Raw genomic sequence first — 18020 nt, 5'->3', positions numbered from 1 at the left:
CGGCCCCCAGCAGACTAGCGGAAGCTGTAGGAAACCCCGGCATACACGGCAAAGCCTTCGCCCGGCGTCGAGCGGGCGTTGTCTTTGCCGGCATCGTTGTAGGCAGGCGTCACTGTGGCCGCATAACGCTTGTTGGTCAGGTTGCGCAGGTCCAGCCAGGTCTGCCAGTCCTGCTTCGGTGAATCCCAGCCCAGGCGGGCGCCGAGCAAGGCATATTCATCGGCATGGTAACTGTTGGCGTAGTCAACCTGCACCTTCGACGCCATCTGCGTATTCACCCCCGCGTAGAACCCGTTTGGCCAGTCGTAGCGCAGCTCGGCCTGATAGTAGTGCATGGGGATACCGGGCAGGCGATTGTCGCCAAACGTGTCGTCGTCGCGATAGTGGAAGTCACTGAAGGTATAAGCCTGGCGCAGGCTCAGCTTGCCAGTGCCGGTGCGCTCCCACAGGGTGCTGTCGAGGCCGGCTTCCACGCCCTGGTGCACGGTGGCGCTGGCGTTGAATTCCTTGGCCGGGGCGCCTTGCACGATTTCCACCGCCAGCAATTCATGGCGAACCTGCGAGTAGTACCACGCCAGGTCCCAATGCCCCAATGCCGATTCGCCGCGTGTGCCCAATTCCAGCGTGGTGGCCGTCTGGTTTTGCATTTCGATCGGTTGGTTGGTTGTTGGCGAACTCCAGATCAGGGACCACGGATGTGGAGGTTCGACCGAGCGGCTCAGGTTGCCGTACACCTGCAGGCCCGGGCGGATGTCGTAGCGCAGTCCCAGGCGTGGCGCGTAGTCCCAGTCATGCATACTCACCTTGCCGCCTCCGGAAGGGTGGTAGGTGACGTCGCTTTCACGGCGAGTGTAGATCATCGCCAGGCCGGTAGTCAGCCACAGGTCGGGGACCAGTTCCAGGTCGTTGCCCACATGCAGCACCGTGTCCGACCCCTGGTAGGTGAAGTCACGGGTACGCTTGCCGAACACGTCGCCCGTGCGTTCAAACTGCGATGCACCGCTGTTGGGCAGGTGCTTGGTGGTGCGCCAGCCGACGGTGGTCTTGCTCTCGTGGCCGAACAAGGTGTCGCGGCGGAAGTAGTTCAAGGTGCCGCTGACATCGGTGTAGGCCACCTTCAGGCGCATCGGGCCTTCGCGCAGGTCCATCGGGTAGTCGTGGTAGACCAGGCCGGCTTCCAGGCGCGCATCGTCGTCGAGGTAGAAGGTGGTCTTGTTGCCTACCCAGGTACTGCCCGGTTGCGGCCGGCTGTCGTCGCGGGCCAGGTAGGCCGGGTTGGCCGCGCGCGGGTGGTGCTTGATCTGCTCCTTGGTCAGGCGCCCGGCCAGCTCGTTCTCGGTTTCCCGGTAGCGCAGGTAGAAGCGGGTTTCCAGGTTCGGGTTGAAGCGGTATCCGACGTTGGCGGCAACGCCTTTGGCGCTGCCGCTGCTGTGCGCCTGGTAGCCGTCATATTCCGAATCGGTCAGGGCCAGGTAGTAGTCGAGGTTACCCAGCACCTGCCCCGAGCTGATTTGCCGGTGCTGGTAGCCGCGGCTGCCGATTTCATAGCGCACCTGCAGCGGTGCGGCGTCGTAGCCGGTGTGGGTGACGTAGTTGATCGCACCACCAAGGGCGAGGGCGCCCTGGTCGAATCCATTGGCGCCGCGCAGCACTTCGGCACGGCTCAGCCACAGCGGCTCGAACAGTTCGTAGGGCGTACCGCCTGGGCCGGTCAGGGGCAGGCCGTCGAACATCGTGTACACCCCGGAACCGTGGGCCCCCGGTGCGCGGTTGATGCCCGAACCGCGGATCGACAGCTTGATGCCATCGTTGCCCGCCGATTGGGCGAACACCCCGGGCTGGTAGGCCAGTACGTCCTGGTTGCTGGCCACCCGGCCTTGCCCCACGCGCTGCATGTCCACCAGGTTGCTGGCACCTGGCACTTCGCGCAGGCGTTCGCTGGCTGCGGTCAGGTCGTTCTGCTCCTCATCGGTAATCAGCACCTGGCCCAGCTCGACCGAAGGTGCCGCCAGGGCGGGCTGGGTGGCCGCGAAAGCAGCCAGCAGGCCGAGGCAGGATGGTAGGGGCAAAACGCAACGCATTGTACGACTCCAGGCGAAAGGCGAATGGACAACGGCGTTGAGACGAGCGAAATGCCGCTTGGAGCACGAAGAAAGTCGGCAAATCTCGTGCAACCTTCGTCAGACGGTTCTGTATGAAAGTTCTTTACAAGCCGCAGCGGTGGAGTAGGGCGGCCCGCGCTTCGTAAGGTGACTGCAGATCGGCAGCGATGCCTCGCTCAATCACCCGTGGAGTTCAAACATGACTGACAACGCACGACACTCGCAGCAACCCCTGGCGGACGCCCCGGTTCGCCTGACGCCACGTGAACGGCAAGTGCTGTTGTGGTGTGCCTACGGCAAGAGCTCGTGGGAGATTGGCCAGATCCTGGCGTGCAAGGAATCGACGGTGAACTTCCATGTGTCGAACATCCTGCGCAAGTTCGATGTACCCACCCGGGTGGCGGCGGTGATCAAGGCCATTCGCTACGGCATGCTGGCCGAGCAGTGAGGGGGTGAAGCATGGGCAACGATCCTCGGTTACCGCGCTTTGCCGATTGCCATGATCCGTTCTGGCCACGGGTGGACCTGGGCAGGCTGCGTGAGCGACTGAACCTGCAGCAGCCTGTCAGTGAGGCCGCGCTGGAAGTGGCCGCACGCTGCGCCGCCATCGACGCGGCACGCGAATTCGCGCGCTGGCGCGCGGTGTTGCGAGAACGGGGCTACAAGCGCCTCGAGGATGTGGCCGGGCATGACCAGGGCCGTGCATTGCGGGTGTGCTACATCCGCTTTGTCGAAGCTGCGGTCATGTACAACCTGGGCTCGACAGGCTACCTGCCTACTGTGCGCCGAGGGGCTGCCCATGGCTGAGGAATCTGTTTTCGATAGCCTGGCCCCGGCGCTGGTGGAGTTGCTGGGCGTGGATGGCAATGTACTGTTCGCCGCGCTGCTGGGGGCGTTGCTGGTGAGTGCGGCGCGCGACCGGTTGATTACCAATACGGCGAGGCGCCTGACACTGGGCAAGAAACTGTTGCTGGTGTTCGTGACCGTGGGGGTGGGCCACCTGTTCGAGCCGCTGGTTTCGTCGCTGGCACCGTTGCTGACCCGTGGCATGGCGGCGTTCGTCGCTGCCGTGGTGGTGATCCCCATCAGCCTCAAGGTGATGGTATGGCTCGACACGCTGGACCCGCGCGAACTCATCCAGCGCTGGCGCCGCCGGGGCTAGCCGCTGGCGGCATTGGGCAAGCGCCTGGTCAGCGCGTTCAATTGCTGTTCCAGCTGCTGGATGCGTTGCTTGTCCTCGACCAGCAGGAGAACAGCTTGGCGGTCAGCGAGCGACAAGGTGCGCAGCCGCGCAAGCAGGTCGCATTCCCAGCCTTCTTCGCACTGGCCTGTGCGATGTCGTTCGGGTTCACCCAGCAGAAGCCAGTCCAGTGAGCATGCATACTGCCTGGCGACATCTATGCAAAGTGAATACGGAACGCTGTCACGCACCTTCCAGCTGCTCAATGTTTGCGGGCTGATGGAAAGCGCTCTGGACAGCTCGGCATCGGATTCCGTAGCGGTCAGAAGCTTCAGCCTGGCCAGTACCGAAGCAAGTACATTGGTACTCATAACAAATATCCATGACTGGTTTAATGATATTCCATGGGCTTAAACTACTCGTTATGAATACAGCCCTGCGTTTTAAGGAGCATTTCTGCAATGAGAAGCATCAGACTGAAGAATACACCTACATATGCAGCTAATACTGACAAAACTGGACGACTATTCTCACAGAAGGTAAGCCTTAACAATGCTTGCAGGTACTTGCCGTGAGTACATACAAGCTGGTTTGCCCGCATTGCCACAGCCGGATGCGTATACGCACCAGTGAAGGGCGTCATATTTTCCTGCGGATCGCCTATTTGCAATGCACCACCGAGGCATGTGGCTGGTCAGTGCGTGCCGAGTTCGAAATGACCCATGAACTCTCGCCCAGCGGCATGCCCAACCCGGAAGTGTACCTGCCTTCGGCCAATGGTGATTTACGCAAGGCAGCGCTGCCGGGTGCCGCCCAGGACAGCACCGGTGAATGAGCCTACATGCTCACGGATAAAAAGCGTGCAGATAAAAAAACACCCCGCATAAGCGGGGTGTCTTGTTTTGCCGGGGCGATCAGCCGATCAGTTGCAGGCCCGCTTGCTGGACCATTTCCAGCAGCGGTTGCGGGTACACACCCAGCACGAAGGCGAGAATGGCGATAGCCAGCAGCATGACACCGCCGGTGCGTTGCTCCCACTTCAGCGGGGCGTCGTGGCGACGCAGGTTCGGCTCGACCAGGTACAGGGTGACCATGACGCGCAGGTAGTAGTAAACGCCGATGGCGCTACCGATCACCAGGGCACCGACCAGCCACCACAGGTGCGACTCGACGCCGGTGGCGATGATGTAGAACTTGCCGATGAAGCCGGCGGTCAGCGGGATACCCGCCAGCGACAGCATCATCACGGTCAGTACCGCAGTCAGGTACGGACGGCGCCAGAACAGGCCGCGGTACTCGTACAGCGCATCGGCGTCACGGCCGCCGTAAGGCGAGGACATCAGGGTGATGACACCGAAGGCGCCCAGGCTGGTGATCACGTAGGTGACCAGGTACACGCCCATGGCTTCCAGGGCCAGGCCCTTGCTGGCGACCAGGGCGATCACCAGGTAGCCGAAGTGGGCGATGGACGAGTAACCGAGCAGGCGCTTGAGGTTGCTCTGGGTCAGTGCCAGCAGGTTACCGATCAGGATCGAGGCCACGGCAATCACCGCCAGTACGGTGCTCAGCACGCCGCTGCTGGCAGCAGGGGAGAGCATGAACAGGCGCACGACCACGGCGAACACCGCAACCTTGCTGGCGGTGGCCAGGAACGCTGCGACCGGTGCCGGGGCGCCTTCGTATACGTCCGGGGTCCACAGGTGGAACGGTACCAGCGACAGCTTGAAGGCCAGGCCGACCAGCATCATGCCCAGGCCCAACTGGGCCACCAGGCTTGGCATGCTGGTGGCGGCCAGGGCCTTGCCGATCTGGTCGAAGCTCAGGCTGCCAGCGTCGGCGTACAGCAGGGCCATGCCGAACAGCAGGAAGGCCGAGCCTGCGGCCGACAGCACCATGTACTTGATGCCGGCTTCCAGCGAGCGCTTGTTGAAGAAGGCATACGCCACCAGGCCGTAGACCGGTACCGACAGCAGCTCCAGGCCGATGAACAGGCCGGCCAGGTGGTTGGCGCTGACCAGCACCAGGCCACCGAGGGCCGACATCAGCAGCAGCAGGTACAGTTCTTCACGGTTGCCCGGGAAGCCCTTGGAGCCTTCGCCGAGGTAGGCGTGGGCGAGGGTGACGCAGGCCAGCGTCGCCACCAGGATGATCGCCATGTACAGGCAGGCGAACTTGTCGATGGTGATCAGCGGGGTGACCGCCAGCGGCGCAACCTTCAGCGCCGGCAGGATCGATAGCAGGGCCAGGTTGAGGCCCACGGTGGACAGCAGGAAGGTCTGCGAGTGGTTGCGCTTCCAGGCGATCGCCAGCATCACCACCACCGTGGTGATGGTGGTGATCAGCATCGGCGCCAATGCGATGAAGTGTTGAGTGGTGAATTCCATAGCGCTCTTACCGGGCCGAAGCGAGTTGAGTGAAAGCGGAACCGAGCCACTGCTGCACACCACTCATGGTGGCGGCAGAGGTGTCGAGGAACGGCTGCGGATACACGCCCAGCAGGATCAGCAGTACCGCCAGACCCAGGACCATGATCAGCTCGCGACCGTCCATGCCGGCCAGCACGGAGTCGGTCTTGGCCGGGCCGAAGTAGGCGCGGTGGATCATGATCAGCGAGTACACCGAGCCGAACACCAGGCCAGTGGTGGCGATCACGGTGATCCACGGCACGCTGGCGAAGCTGCCGATCAGGATCAGGAACTCGCCGACGAAGTTGCCGGTACCGGGCAGGCCCAGGGAGGCGGCGGCGAAGAACAGGCTGATGGCCGGCAGGTAGGCGATGCGGTGCCACAGGCCACCCATCTGGCGCATGTCACGGGTGTGCAGGCGCTCGTACAGCTGGCCGGCCAGGATGAACAGCGCGGCAGCCGACAGGCCGTGTGCCAGCATCTGGATTACCGCGCCTTGCAGGGCTTGCTGGCTACCGGAGTAGATACCGATCAGCACGAAGCCCATGTGCGAGACGCTGGAGAAGGCGACCAGGCGCTTGATGTCGGTTTGCGCAAAGGCCAGGAAGGCACCGTAGAAGATACCGATCAGGCCCAGGGTCATGGCGATTGGCGCGAACTCGGCCGAGGCGTTCGGGAACAGCGGAAGGGCGAAGCGCAGCAGGCCGTAGGCCGCAGTCTTCAGCAAGATACCGGCCAGGTCCACGGAACCTGCGGTCGGTGCCTGGGCGTGGGCGTCAGGCAGCCAGGAGTGGAACGGCACTACCGGCAGCTTCACCGCGAAGGCGATGAAGAAGCCCAGCATCAGCAGGTACTCGGTACCAGCTGGCAGTTCGGCCTTGAGCAGGTCGCTGTAGTTGAAGGTGATCACGCCGGTGTTGGTGTAGTTGACCAGCACCAGGCCGAGGATCGCCACCAGCATGATCAGGCCGCTGGCCTGGGTGAAGATGAAGAACTTGGTAGCGGCGTAGATCCGGGTCTTCTTGCCGTCCGAGGAACTGTGACCCCAGAGCGCGATGAGGAAATACATCGGCACCAGCATCATTTCCCAGAAGAAGAAGAACAGGAACAGGTCCAGGGCCAGGAACACACCGACCACGCCGCCGAGGATCCACATCAGGTTGAGGTGGAAGAAGCCGACGTGACGCTGGATCTCTTTCCAGGAGCACAGTACCGACAGCACACCGAGCAGGCCGGTGAGCAGGATCATCAGCAGCGACAGGCCGTCGAGGGCCAGGTGGATGCTGATGCCGAAACGCTGGATCCACTGGACTTTGTATTCCAGGGCCCAGGCAGGCTCGCCGCCCGGAGCGGGGGCCAGGGTGTAGTCGCCGTTACCCCACAGCCACAGGCCGATGCCGAGCAGCAGGGACATGGTCAGCAGCGCGATCCAGCGCGGCAGGGTGGCGCCGAAGCGCTCACCCAGCCAGCACAGGAAGCCGCCGATGAAGGGGATCAGGATCAGCCAAGGCAAAATCATGACGGGTTCGTTTCCTTTTGCAGGGTCGCAAGGTTCGCAAAGTTCATGGTCATACCGCGGCCACTACCACAGCGCCGAGTACCAGCACTGCGCCAACGGCGATCGAAGCGGTGTACCAGCGCAGCTGGCCAGTCTCGGTCTTGCTCATGGCGACGTGGCCGCCGCGAGCCAGGCGAGGGATCAGGCCGATGCTGCGGTCAACCGGATCCTTGCGCAGGATGTGGCTGATCAGCAGGTAAGGTTTGACGAACAGCTTGTCGTAGATCCAGTCGAAGCCCCAGGCGGCGAACCACCAGGCCGACAGGACACGACCGATACCGCTGTTGGCGACGGCGCTGACGAAACGGCGCTTGCCCAGGAACAGCAGGGCCGACAGCAGGATACCGGCGATGGCGATGGCGCCCGAAGTGAGCTCCAGCGCGTGCTTGGCTTCGCCACCGGCGTGGCCGGCGCTTTCAGGCAGTACACCGGCCAGCGGCGGGGTGATCCAGGCGCCGACGAAGGTCGACAGCACGATCAGCACGCCCAGCGGCAGCCAGTGGCTGATGCCGTGGCCAGCGTGGGCTTCGGTCTTGGCTTCGCCGTGGAAGGCGATGAAGATCAGGCGGAAGGTGTACAGCGAGGTCATGAATGCACCGACCAGGCCGGCGTACAGCAGGCCGGTGTTGCCGCTGGCGAAGGCTTCCCAGAGGATCTCGTCCTTGGAGTAGAAGCCCACGGTCACGATCGGCAGGGCAGCCAGGGCAGCACCACCAACCACGAAGCTGGCGTAGGCCAACGGCAGTTTCTTCCACAGGCCACCCATCTTGAAGATGTCCTGCTCGTGGTGGCAGGCAACGATCACCGCACCGGAGGCAAGGAACAGCAGGGCCTTGAAGAAGGCGTGGGTCATCAGGTGGAAGATCGCCGCGTCCCAGGCGCCAACGCCCAGGGCCAGGAACATGTAGCCGATCTGGCTCATGGTCGAGTAGGCGAGGATACGCTTGATGTCGGTCTGCACCAGCGCGGCGAAGCCGGCCAGTACCAGGGTCACGCCACCGACCACGCCTACCAGGTGCAGGATGTCCGGCGCCAGCAGGAACAGGCCGTTGGTACGGGCGATCAGGTACACGCCCGCGGTCACCATGGTTGCCGCGTGGATCAGCGCAGAGACCGGAGTCGGGCCGGCCATCGCGTCGGCCAGCCAGGTCTGCAGTGGCAGCTGGGCCGATTTACCGACCGCACCACCCAGCAGCATCAGCGTTGCCAGCACCATCCAGGTGTCGCCAGCCTGGAACTTCTGCGGTGCCAGCACCAGCAGTTCCTGCACGTTCAGGGTACCCAGCTGGACGAACAGGATGAACAGGCCGATGGCCATGAACACGTCGCCGATACGGGTGACGATGAACGCCTTGAGTGCCGCGTTACCGTTGTTGCGGTTGCTGTAGTAGAAACCGATCAACAGGTACGAGCACAGGCCCACGCCTTCCCAGCCGAAGTAGATGAACAGCAGGTTGTCGCCCAGCACCAGGAACAGCATGCTGGCGATGAACAGGTTGGTGTACGCGAAGAAGCGCGAGTATCCCGCTTCGCCACGCATGTACCAGGAGGCGAACAGGTGGATCAGGAAGCCGACACCGGTGACCACGCCGAGCATGGTGACCGACAGGCCGTCCAGGTACAGGGTGAAGTTCGGCGCGAAGCCGTCCACCGACATCCACTGCCACAGCAGCTGGCTGTACGCGCCGCCTTCAGGCGGGGCGACGTTGAATTGCCAGATGACGTAGGCGGCGACGGCGGCCGAAAGGCCTACCGAGCCAACGCCGATCAGGGCCGACAGGTTCTCCGAGAACCGCCCGCGCGAGAACGACAGCAGCAGGAAGCCGACGAGGGGGAAGACGAAAGTCAGGAAGAGAAGGTTCATCCGCGCATCTCACTGGCAGCATCGATGTCGAGAGTGTGGAAGCGGCGATACAGCTGCAGCAGGATGGCCAAGCCAATACTGGCCTCGGCGGCTGCCAGGCTGATCACCAGAATGAACATCACCTGGCCGTCGGGCTGGACCCAACGGGCACCGGCGACGACGAACGCCAGGGCAGAGGCGTTCATCATGACTTCCAGGCTCATGAGCACGAAGAGGATGTTGCGGCGGACCATCAGGCCAACCAGACCTAAGCAGAACAGGATGCCGGCGACCGCCAGACCATGCTCGAGAGGGATAGCACCCATGATTTACTCCTTCGCCTCGTTGCGGCCCAGGTGGAAGGCGGTGACGGCCGCGGCCAGCAGCAGCATCGAAGCCAGTTCGACCACCAGCAGGTAAGGGCCGAACAGGCTGATGCCGACTGCTTTCGGGCCCACGGTGGTACCGCTGATGGCGGCGCCGCTCGGGGCGACGAACAGCACGTACAGCAGCTCCAGCAGCAGCAGGGCGGCGAGGATCACAGGCCCGGCCCAGATACCGGGCTTGAGCCAGCCCCGTTCCTGGGCGACCGAAGCCGGCCCGAGGTTGAGCATCATCACCACGAACACGAACAGCACCATGATGGCGCCGGCGTAGGCGATCACTTCCAGGGCGCCGGCGAACGGCGCACCCAGGGCGAAGAAGATCATGGCCACGGAAATCAGCGAAATGATCAGGTAAAGCAAGGCGTGCACGGGGTTGGTGCCGGTCACCACCCGAAGGGTGGAGACCACGGCGATCCCGGATGCGAAGTAGAAAGCGAATTCCATCTTTCTGTCCTTATGGGAGCAAGCTCTTCACGTTGATCGGCTCGGCTTCGTTCTGTGCAGAGCCCTTCGGCTTGCCAGCGATCGCCATACCCGCAACACGGTAGAAGTTGTAGTCAGGGTTCTTTCCGGGGCCGGAGATCAGCAGATCTTCTTTCTCGTAAACCAGGTCCTGACGCTTGAACTCGGCCATTTCGAAATCCGGAGTCAGCTGGATCGCGGTGGTCGGGCACGCTTCTTCACACAGGCCGCAGAAGATGCAGCGCGAGAAGTTGATGCGGAAGAACTCCGGGTACCAGCGGCCGTCCTCGGTCTCGGCCTTCTGCAGCGAGATGCAGCCGACCGGGCAGGCCACCGCGCAGAGGTTGCACGCTACGCAGCGCTCCTCGCCATCGGGGTCACGGGTGAGGACGATGCGGCCGCGGTAGCGCGGCGGCAGGTACACGGGCTCTTCGGGGTACTGCAGGGTGTCGCGCTTGCGGAACCCGTGGGAGAACACCATTGCCAGGCTGCGCAGCTGGGTGCCGGTGCCCTTAACGATGTCGCCGATATACTTGAACATGGGTCAAATCCTCACTGGGCCGCGACGGCTGGCGTGTTGTAGAGCACGATCGCAGCGGTCACCAGCAAATTGATCAGGGTCAGCGGCAGGCAGAACTTCCAGCTGAAGTCCATCACCTGGTCATAGCGTGGGCGCGGGATCGAGGCGCGCAGCAGGATGAACAGCATGATGAAGAACGCGGTCTTCAGTGCGAACCACAGGAACGACAGTTGCGGCAGGATGCCGAACGGGCCGTGCCAGCCGCCGAAGAACAGGGTTACCAGCAGCGCCGAGATGAGGATGATGCCGATGTACTCACCGACGAAGAACATGCCCCATTTCATGCCGGCATACTCGATGTGGTAGCCGTCGGCCAGTTCCTGTTCCGCCTCTGGCTGGTCGAACGGGTGACGGTGAGTCACGGCGACGCCAGCGATGAAGAAGGTGCAGAAGCCGAAGAACTGCGGAATGATGAACCACAGGTTCTGCGCCTGGTATTCAACGATGTCGCGCATGTTGAACGAGCCCACCTGTACCACCACGCCCATCAGCGCCAGGCCCAGGAACACTTCGTACGACACGGTCTGTGCCGAGGCACGCAAGCTGCCCAGCAGGGCGTACTTGTTGTTCGACGACCAGCCGGCGAACAGCACCGCGTAGACCGACAGGCCGGCCATGGCGAAGAAGAACAGCAGGCCGATGTTCAGGTCGGCAACGCCCCAGGTCGGGGTGATCGGGATGACCACGAAGGCGATCAGCAGGGCGCTCATGGCCACTACCGGTGCCAGGGTGAAGATCACACGGTCGACGAAGGGTGGGTTCCAGTCTTCCTTGAAGAACATCTTCAGCATGTCGGCAGCGATCTGGAACATGCCGTACGGGCCGACGCGGTTCGGACCGTAACGGTCCTGCCACCAGCCCAGCAGGCGACGCTCGACGAAGCTGAGCAGCGCGCCGCAGACCACTACCGCCAGCAGGACCACGATGGCCCGCAGCACGGTGAGGATCACATCGATCACTTCGGGGGTGAACCAGCTCATTGTGCTGCCTCCTGCAGACCTTCGACGGATGCACCGAAGATGGCAGGCGGAATGCCAGCCAGGCCTTTCGGCAGCGCGACCAGGCCAGCGCCCAGCTCTTCATTGATACGCAGCGGCAGGCGCAGGGCCACACCGGCCACGTTCAGGCTCAGCAGGGCACCGTCGTTGACACCCAGTCGGTCGGCTTCGGACTTGGCCAGGGCCACATAGGCTGCCGGGATGCGCTCTTGCACCGGGGCGGCGCGCGAGGAGCTTTCTTCGCTGCCGAACAGGTGGAAGAACGGCACGGCAGTCCAGGTGCCACGGGCCGGGTTGAAGGCGCCCGGAATGGCGTTGAACCAGTGCAGGCGGTCGCCTTGCGATTCGATCAGACGTACGCCCGGGTCACCGGCACGCAGGTGGCCACCGACCTCGTCCTGGAACTTGTTCCAGGCTTGCGGCGAGTTCCAGCCCGGCGACCAGGCGAACGGCACTTGCTGGCGCGGTTCGGCCGAACCCGAGTAGCCTTCCATGGAGAAGGCGAACGCGGTGTCCTTGTCTTGCGGGGTGCGCGGCTCGTGCACGCTGATGTTGGCGCGCATGGCGGTACGGCCGGAGTAGCGCAGCGGCTCACGGGCCAGTTTCATGCCCTTGATGCGGAACGCGGCGCTTGGCGCAGCGTTGACGATGCCGGCCAGTTGCGGGGCGGCTTCGGCGCAGGCGCTGGTGACGTGGTCCAGCTGGGTCCAGTCGACCGGCTTGTTCAGCAGGGTGGCACGCAGGGCGTGCATCCAGCGCCAGCCTTCGTGGATCTGGATGCTGCTGTCCAGGTACTGCGGGTCGAATACCTGGAAGAAACGCTGGGCACGGCCTTCCTGGCTGACCAGGGTGCCGTCGCCTTCGGCGAACGAAGCAGCCGGCAGCACCAGGTGGGCGCGGTCGACAGTCGGGGTTTTGGAGTGGTCGGCAACGATCACTACCTTGGCCGCAGCCAGGGCAGCGTCGACCTTGGCAGCCGGTACGCGGGTGTACAGGTCGTTTTCCAGAACGACGATAGCATCGGCCTTGCCGCTGATGACTGCGTCCAGTGCTGCGTCGACCGACTCGCCACCGAGCATGGCCAGGCCGAGGCTGTTGGCTTCAGGCACCACCAGGCTCAGCGAGCCGTTCTTCTCGCGCAGCTTCAGCGCCTTGGCGATGTTTGCGGCGGCTTCGATCAGCGCCGGGTCGGCCAGCGAGGTACCGGCTACAATCAGTGGGCGCTTGGCGGCGACCAGGGCGTCGGCGATGCGCTGGGCCAGGGCTTTCGCTTCGGCGTCCAGGCCTTCGACGGCTGGGGCGCTCGGGTCGATGGCGTGGGCCACGGCGAAACCGATGCGGGCCAGGTCGGCCGGGGCGGCGTGCACGCATTCTTCGGCGACGTCGTCCAGCTTGGTTTCAGCCAGCGAAGCGATGAACAGCGGGTACAGCGCGTGCTGGCCGATGTTCTTCACGGCGGCGTCGAGCCACGGCTGCACTTTCATCGCTTCGGCCATGGCCTCGGCCTTGCCCTTGGTGGCCTGGCGCACGGCCAGGGCGACGCGGGCAGCGGTCTGGGTCAGGTCTTCACCGAGCACGAAGACGGCGTCGTGGTCTTCGATGTCGCGCAGGGTCGGAACCGGCAGCGGGCTGTTGTTCAGCACGTTCAGGGCCAGGCGTACGCGGGCCAGTTCGCCGGCTTCCATGCCCGAGTAGAAGTACTCGGCACCGACCAGCTCACGCAGGCCGTAGTTGCTTTCCAGGCTGGCGCGTGGCGAACCGATACCAACGATGGTGCGGCCGCGCAGCAGGTCGGCGGCCTTGTCCAGGGCGGCGTCCAGGCCCAGCTTGGTGCCGTCGGCCAGGTGTGGCTGGCGCGGGCGATCCTTGCGGTTGACGTAGCCATAGCCGAAGCGGCCGCGGTCGCACAGGAAGTACTGGTTGACCGAGCCGTTGAAGCGGTTTTCCACCCGGCGCAGTTCGCCGTAGCGCTCGCCCGGGCTGATGTTGCAACCGCTGGAGCAGCCGTGGCAGATGCTCGGGGCGAACTGCATGTCCCACTTGCGGTTGTAGCGCTCGGAGTGGGTTTTGTCGGTGAACACGCCGGTTGGGCAGACCTCGGTCAGGTTGCCGGAGAATTCGCTTTCCAGCACGCCGTCTTCGACGCGGCCGAAGTACACGTTGTCGTGGGCGCCATACACGCCCAGGTCGGTACCACCGGCATAGTCCTTGTAGTAGCGCACACAGCGGTAGCAGGCGATGCAGCGGTTCATCTCATGGGCGATGAACGGGCCGAGGTCCTGGTTCTGGTGGGTACGCTTGGTGAAACGGTAGCGGCGCTCGTTGTGGCCGGTCATTACCGTCATGTCCTGCAAGTGGCAGTGACCGCCTTCCTCGCACACCGGGCAGTCGTGCGGGTGGTTGGTCATCAGCCATTCGACGACGCTGGCGCGGAACGCCTTGGACTCTTCATCGTCGATGGAGATCCAGGTGCCGTCGGAGGCAGGGGTCATGCAGGACATGACGATACGACCACGGGTGTCGTTCTCGTCGGTGTACTGCTTGACCGCGCACTGCCGGCAGGCGCCAACGCTACCAAGCGCCGGGTGCCAGCAGAAATAAGGGATGTCGAGGCCGAGCGACAGACAGGCCTGTAACAGGTTGTCTGCACCGTTGACTTCGAGCGCTTTGCCGTCTACGTGGATAGTGGCCATTGTTCAAAGTTCTTCGTTGGCCCGCGTGAGCGGGCGTGGCTAATGGAAATCGGTGAGCTTGCGGCACGCCACGATTTCTCGGGCCTGCCGGCAAGCTGGCGAGTGGCACGGACCACCCGCCTTAATCATCTTGTTATGCGCCGACCACGATCGGCTTGGCCAGGTTGGGGCGCAAGGCATCGCCAGCCGCAGCTGGAGCTACACCGGCCTCGAACTCGGACCGGAAGTATTTGATGGCACTGCCCAGCGGCTCGACGGCACCCGGTGCGTGAGCACAGAAGGTACGGCCAGGGCCGAGGAAGTTGACCAGGCCCAGCAGCGTCTCGATGTCTTCGGCGCGACCCTGGCCTTTCTCCAGTGCGCGCAGCATCTTCACGCTCCACGGCAAGCCGTCACGGCATGGAGTGCACCAGCCGCACGACTCGCGGGCGAAGAACTCTTCCATGTTGCGCAGCAGCGAAACCATGTTGATGCTGTCGTCCACCGCCATGGCCAGACCAGTACCCATACGGGTGCCGACCTTGGCGATGCCACCGGCGTACATCTGCGCGTCGAGGTGCTCGGGCAGCAGGAAACCGGTACCGGCGCCGCCTGGCTGCCAGCACTTGAGCTTGAAGCCGTCGCGCATGCCGCCGGCGTAGTCTTCGAACAGTTCACGGGCGGTGACGCCGAATGGCAGTTCCCACAGGCCAGGGTTCTTCACCTTGCCGGAGAAGCCCATCAGCTTGGTGCCGTGGTCTTCGCTGCCTTCGCGGGCCAGCGACTTGTACCAGTCGTTGCCGTTGGCGACGATGGCCGGGACGTTGCACAGGGTTTCGACGTTGTTCACGCAAGTCGGCTTGCCCCACACACCAACGGCAGCAGGGAAGGGCGGCTTGGAGCGCGGGTTGGCGCGGCGGCCTTCCAGCGAGTTGATCAGTGCGGTTTCTTCACCGCAGATGTAGCGGCCGGCACCGGTGTGCACGAACAGCTCGAAATCGAAACCGCTGCCGAGGATGTTCTTGCCCAGCAGGCCGGCGGCCTTGGCTTCATCGATGGCGCGGTTGAGGTTCTTCGCTGCGGTGGTGTATTCGCCACGCAGGAAGATGTAGCCACGGTAGGCCTTCAGGGCGCGGGCGCTGATCAGCATGCCCTCGACCAGCAGATGGGGCTGTTGCTCCATCAGCATGCGGTCCTTCCAGGTGTTCGGCTCCATTTCGTCCGCGTTGCACAGCAGGTAGCGGATGTTCATGGATTCGTCTTTGGGCATCAGGCCCCACTTCACGCCAGTGGGGAAGCCTGCGCCACCGCGGCCCTTGAGGCCGGAGTCCTTGACGCTTTGCACGATGTCGTCGGCCGACATCTGCGCCAGTGCCTTGCGCGCGGCAGCGTAGCCGTTCTTCGATTCGTACTCGGCAAGCCATACCGGCTCGCCGTCGTCACGCAGGCGCCAGGTCAGCGGGTGGGTTTCGGCCGTGCGCGCGATGCGGTTGGCCGGGCCGAAGGAAGTAATGGTCATACGTAACCCTCCAGCAGTTTGGAAACGCCAGCCGGCTGCACGTCACCGAAGGTGTCGTCGTCGATCATCAGCGCCGGGGCCTTGTCGCAGTTGCCCAGGCAGCACACCGGCAGCAGGGTGAAACGGCCGTCCGCGGTGGTCTGGCCGAGGCCGATGCCCAGCTCGCTCTGGATCTGGCTGACCACCGATTCATGGCCGCCGATGTAGCAGACCATGCTGTCGCACACACGGATGATGTGGCGGCCGACCGGCTGACGGAAGATCTGGCTGTAGAAAGTGGCGACACCTTCGACGTCGCTGGCCGGGATGCCCAGCACTTCACCGATGGCGTGGATGGCGCCGTCCGGCACCCAGCCACGTTCCTTCTGGACGATCTTCAGGGCTTCGATGGACGCCGCGCGCGGGTCCTCGTAGTGATGCATTTCGTGCTCGATGGCCGAGCGCTCGGTTTCGCTCAGGGCGAAACGGTCTGTCTGGATAAGCGTGCTGTTCATGCTTAGCGGTCCACGTCAGCCATAACGAAGTCGATACTGCCCAGGTACGCAATGAGGTCGGCGACCATGCTGCCTTTGATCACCGAAGGGATCTGCTGCAGGTGCGGGTAGCTCGGGGTACGGATCCGGGTGCGGTAGCTCATGGTGCCGCCATCGCTCGTCAGGTAGTAACTGTTGATGCCCTTGGTCGCCTCGATCATCTGGAACGACTCGTTGGCCGGCATGACCGGGCCCCACGAGACTTGCAGGAAGTGCGTGATCAGGGTCTCGATGTGCTGCAGGGTGCGCTCTTTCGGCGGCGGCGTGGTCAGCGGGTGATCCGCCTTGTACGGGCCTTCCGGCATGTTGCGCAGGCACTGGTCGATGATGCGGATACTCTGGCGCATCTCCTCGACACGGACCATGCAGCGATCGTAGGCATCGCCGTTGTGGGCCAGCGGTACTTCGAACTCGAAGTTCTCGTAGCCGGAGTAGGGGCGGGCTTTACGCAGGTCGAAGTCGCAACCGGTAGCACGCAGGCCGGCACCGGTGGTGCCCCAGGCCAGGGCTTCCTTGGTGTTGTACGCGGCAACGCCGATGGTACGGCCCTTGAGGATGCTGTTCTGCAGGGCAGCCTTTTCGTACTCGTCGAGGCGCTTGGGCAGCCATTCGACGAAGTCCTTGACCAGCTTGTCCCAGCCGCGCGGCAGGTCGTGGGCGACGCCACCGATGCGGTACCAGGCCGGGTGCAGGCGGAAACCGGTGATCGCTTCGATCACGGTGTAGGCGCGCTGGCGGTCGGTGAAGGTGAAGAACACCGGGGTCATGGCGCCGACGTCCTGGATGTAGGTACCCAGGAACAGCAGGTGGCTGGTGATACGGAAGAACTCGGCCAGCATCACGCGGATGGTGTCGACCTTCTGTGGCACCTTGATGCCGGCCAGCTTCTCGACCGCGAGCACGTACGGCAGGTTGTTCATTACCCCGCCGAGGTAGTCGATACGGTCGGTGTAGGGGATGAAGCTGTGCCAGGACTGGCGCTCGGCCATCTTCTCGGCGCCACGGTGGTGGTAGCCAATGTCCGGTACGCAGTCGACGATTTCTTCACCGTCCAGCTGCAGGACGATACGGAAGGCACCGTGCGCGGAAGGGTGGTTGGGGCCGAGGTTGAGGAACATGTAGTCCTCGTTGGCGCCCTGACGCTTCATGCCCCAGGCTTCCGGGTTGAAGCGTGCCGATTCCTCTTCAAGCTGCTGCTTGGCCAGGGTCAGGCTGTAGGGGTCGAACTCGGTGGCGCGGGCCGGGTAGTCCTTGCGCAGCGGGTGGCCTTCCCAGGTGGGCGGCATCATGATGCGGCTGAGGTGCGGGTGGCCGGCAAAGTCGATGCCGAACATGTCCCAGACTTCGCGCTCGTACCAGTTGGCGTTCGGCCAGATACCGGTCACGGTCGGCAGGTTCAGGTCGCCTTCGCTGAGCGACACCTTGATCATCACATCGCTGTTACGCTCGATCGACAGCAGGTGGTAGAACACGCTGAAGTCGGCGGCGGGCAGGCCGCGGCGCTGGGTGCGCAGGCGTTCGTCGACGCCGTGCAGGTCGTACAGCATGCTGTACGGTTTGGCCACGCCGCGCAGGAAGCTGAGCACTTCCTTGAGTTGCTCGCGCTTGACCCACAGCACGGGCATGCCGGTGCGGGTTTCCTGGGCGACGAATGCTTCGGCGCCAAAACGGTTGTGCAGTTCGACGACCACATCCTGGTCGTCAGCCTTGTAGGGCGGAATGAAAATAGCGTTGTCCGCTGTCATGGTCTCGGTCGCTTTGGGTCAACGTTAAGAATGAAGC

General features: G+C 63.6%; 17 protein-coding genes. 4 read left to right on the top strand and 13 right to left on the bottom strand.

The window, feature by feature from the left end; translation table 11 throughout:
- Positions 1–14 precede the first annotated feature (14 nt).
- Positions 15–2081, bottom strand: a complete 2067-nt coding sequence (locus A4C63_RS10955; protein ID WP_063912680.1) for a TonB-dependent receptor domain-containing protein — start codon at positions 2079–2081, stop codon at positions 15–17.
- Between the two features lie 220 nt (positions 2082–2301).
- Here A4C63_RS10955 and A4C63_RS10950 point away from each other — a divergent pair, with 220 nt between their 5' ends.
- The 3 genes from A4C63_RS10950 to A4C63_RS10940 are packed head-to-tail and all read left to right on the top strand — an operon-like array spanning position 2302 to position 3264.
- Complete coding sequence (locus A4C63_RS10950) at positions 2302–2550, top strand: response regulator transcription factor (protein ID WP_063912679.1); 249 nt, start codon at positions 2302–2304, stop codon at positions 2548–2550.
- 11 nt (positions 2551–2561) lie between these two features.
- Positions 2562–2909 (top strand): head completion/stabilization protein, encoded by a 348-nt coding sequence (locus tag A4C63_RS10945; RefSeq protein WP_063912678.1) that lies wholly within the window; start codon positions 2562–2564, stop codon positions 2907–2909.
- Positions 2902–3264 carry a hypothetical protein gene (locus A4C63_RS10940; protein ID WP_063912677.1) on the top strand — a complete coding sequence of 121 codons (363 nt, stop codon included), beginning with the start codon at positions 2902–2904 and terminating at the stop codon, positions 3262–3264. Before A4C63_RS10945 ends, A4C63_RS10940 begins: the two co-directional genes overlap by 8 nt.
- Here the strand turns inward: A4C63_RS10940 and A4C63_RS10935 are convergent.
- Positions 3261–3653, bottom strand: coding sequence for a helix-turn-helix domain-containing protein (locus A4C63_RS10935; RefSeq protein WP_063912676.1), 393 nt, complete (start codon positions 3651–3653; stop codon positions 3261–3263). The genes A4C63_RS10940 and A4C63_RS10935 overlap by 4 nt on opposite strands.
- 200 nt (positions 3654–3853) lie before the next feature.
- On the opposite strand from A4C63_RS10935, the gene A4C63_RS10930 reads away from it, so the two are divergent.
- Positions 3854–4117, top strand: a complete 264-nt coding sequence (locus tag A4C63_RS10930; protein WP_063912675.1) for an ogr/Delta-like zinc finger family protein — start codon at positions 3854–3856, stop codon at positions 4115–4117.
- A 79-nt stretch (positions 4118–4196) separates the two neighbouring features.
- Here the strand turns inward: A4C63_RS10930 and nuoN are convergent, their stop codons facing one another.
- The 11 genes from nuoN to nuoC form a co-directional block, all read right to left on the bottom strand.
- Positions 4197–5666: an NADH-quinone oxidoreductase subunit NuoN gene (gene nuoN, locus A4C63_RS10925; protein WP_025339926.1), complete on the bottom strand. Its 1470-nt coding sequence runs from the start codon at positions 5664–5666 to the stop codon at positions 4197–4199.
- Positions 5667–5673: 7 nt separating this feature from the next.
- Positions 5674–7206, bottom strand: coding sequence for an NADH-quinone oxidoreductase subunit M (nuoM, locus tag A4C63_RS10920; RefSeq protein WP_063912674.1), 1533 nt, complete (start codon positions 7204–7206; stop codon positions 5674–5676).
- A 49-nt stretch (positions 7207–7255) separates the two neighbouring features.
- A complete protein-coding gene (gene nuoL / locus A4C63_RS10915; RefSeq protein WP_063912673.1) occupies positions 7256–9109 on the bottom strand; it encodes an NADH-quinone oxidoreductase subunit L in 1854 nt (617 codons plus the stop codon).
- Positions 9106–9414 carry an NADH-quinone oxidoreductase subunit NuoK gene (nuoK, locus tag A4C63_RS10910; protein WP_003251446.1) on the bottom strand — a complete coding sequence of 103 codons (309 nt, stop codon included), beginning with the start codon at positions 9412–9414 and terminating at the stop codon, positions 9106–9108. Before nuoK ends, nuoL begins: the two co-directional genes overlap by 4 nt.
- A 3-nt stretch (positions 9415–9417) precedes the next feature.
- Positions 9418–9918, bottom strand: coding sequence for an NADH-quinone oxidoreductase subunit J (gene nuoJ / locus A4C63_RS10905; protein ID WP_063912672.1), 501 nt, complete (start codon positions 9916–9918; stop codon positions 9418–9420).
- Positions 9919–9928: 10 nt separating this feature from the next.
- On the bottom strand, positions 9929–10477 hold the full coding sequence (gene nuoI, locus A4C63_RS10900; protein ID WP_003251442.1) for an NADH-quinone oxidoreductase subunit NuoI: 549 nt from the start codon (positions 10475–10477) through the stop codon (positions 9929–9931).
- Between the two features lie 11 nt (positions 10478–10488).
- Entirely contained in the window at positions 10489–11496 is a 1008-nt protein-coding gene (nuoH, locus tag A4C63_RS10895; RefSeq protein WP_063912671.1) for an NADH-quinone oxidoreductase subunit NuoH, read from the bottom strand.
- Positions 11493–14207: an NADH-quinone oxidoreductase subunit NuoG gene (gene nuoG, locus A4C63_RS10890; RefSeq protein WP_063912670.1), complete on the bottom strand. Its 2715-nt coding sequence runs from the start codon at positions 14205–14207 to the stop codon at positions 11493–11495. The genes nuoH and nuoG overlap by 4 nt, the downstream gene beginning before the upstream one ends.
- Before the next feature lie 133 nt (positions 14208–14340).
- On the bottom strand, positions 14341–15705 hold the full coding sequence (gene nuoF, locus A4C63_RS10885; RefSeq protein WP_063912669.1) for an NADH-quinone oxidoreductase subunit NuoF: 1365 nt from the start codon (positions 15703–15705) through the stop codon (positions 14341–14343).
- The gene (gene nuoE, locus A4C63_RS10880) at positions 15702–16199 is read right to left on the bottom strand and encodes an NADH-quinone oxidoreductase subunit NuoE (RefSeq protein ID WP_003251433.1); all 498 of its coding nucleotides are present in this window, start codon (positions 16197–16199) and stop codon (positions 15702–15704) included. The genes nuoF and nuoE overlap by 4 nt, the downstream gene beginning before the upstream one ends.
- Before the next feature lie 2 nt (positions 16200–16201).
- Positions 16202–17983: an NADH-quinone oxidoreductase subunit C/D gene (gene nuoC, locus A4C63_RS10875; RefSeq protein WP_013973384.1), complete on the bottom strand. Its 1782-nt coding sequence runs from the start codon at positions 17981–17983 to the stop codon at positions 16202–16204.
- Positions 17984–18020 lie beyond the last annotated feature (37 nt).

This window comes from Pseudomonas sp. p21, assembly GCF_001642705.1.
Lineage (GTDB): Bacteria > Pseudomonadota > Gammaproteobacteria > Pseudomonadales > Pseudomonadaceae > Aquipseudomonas.
The sequence above is the reverse complement of the archived record's forward strand: the minus strand, read 5'-3'. Positions and strand labels throughout refer to the sequence as shown.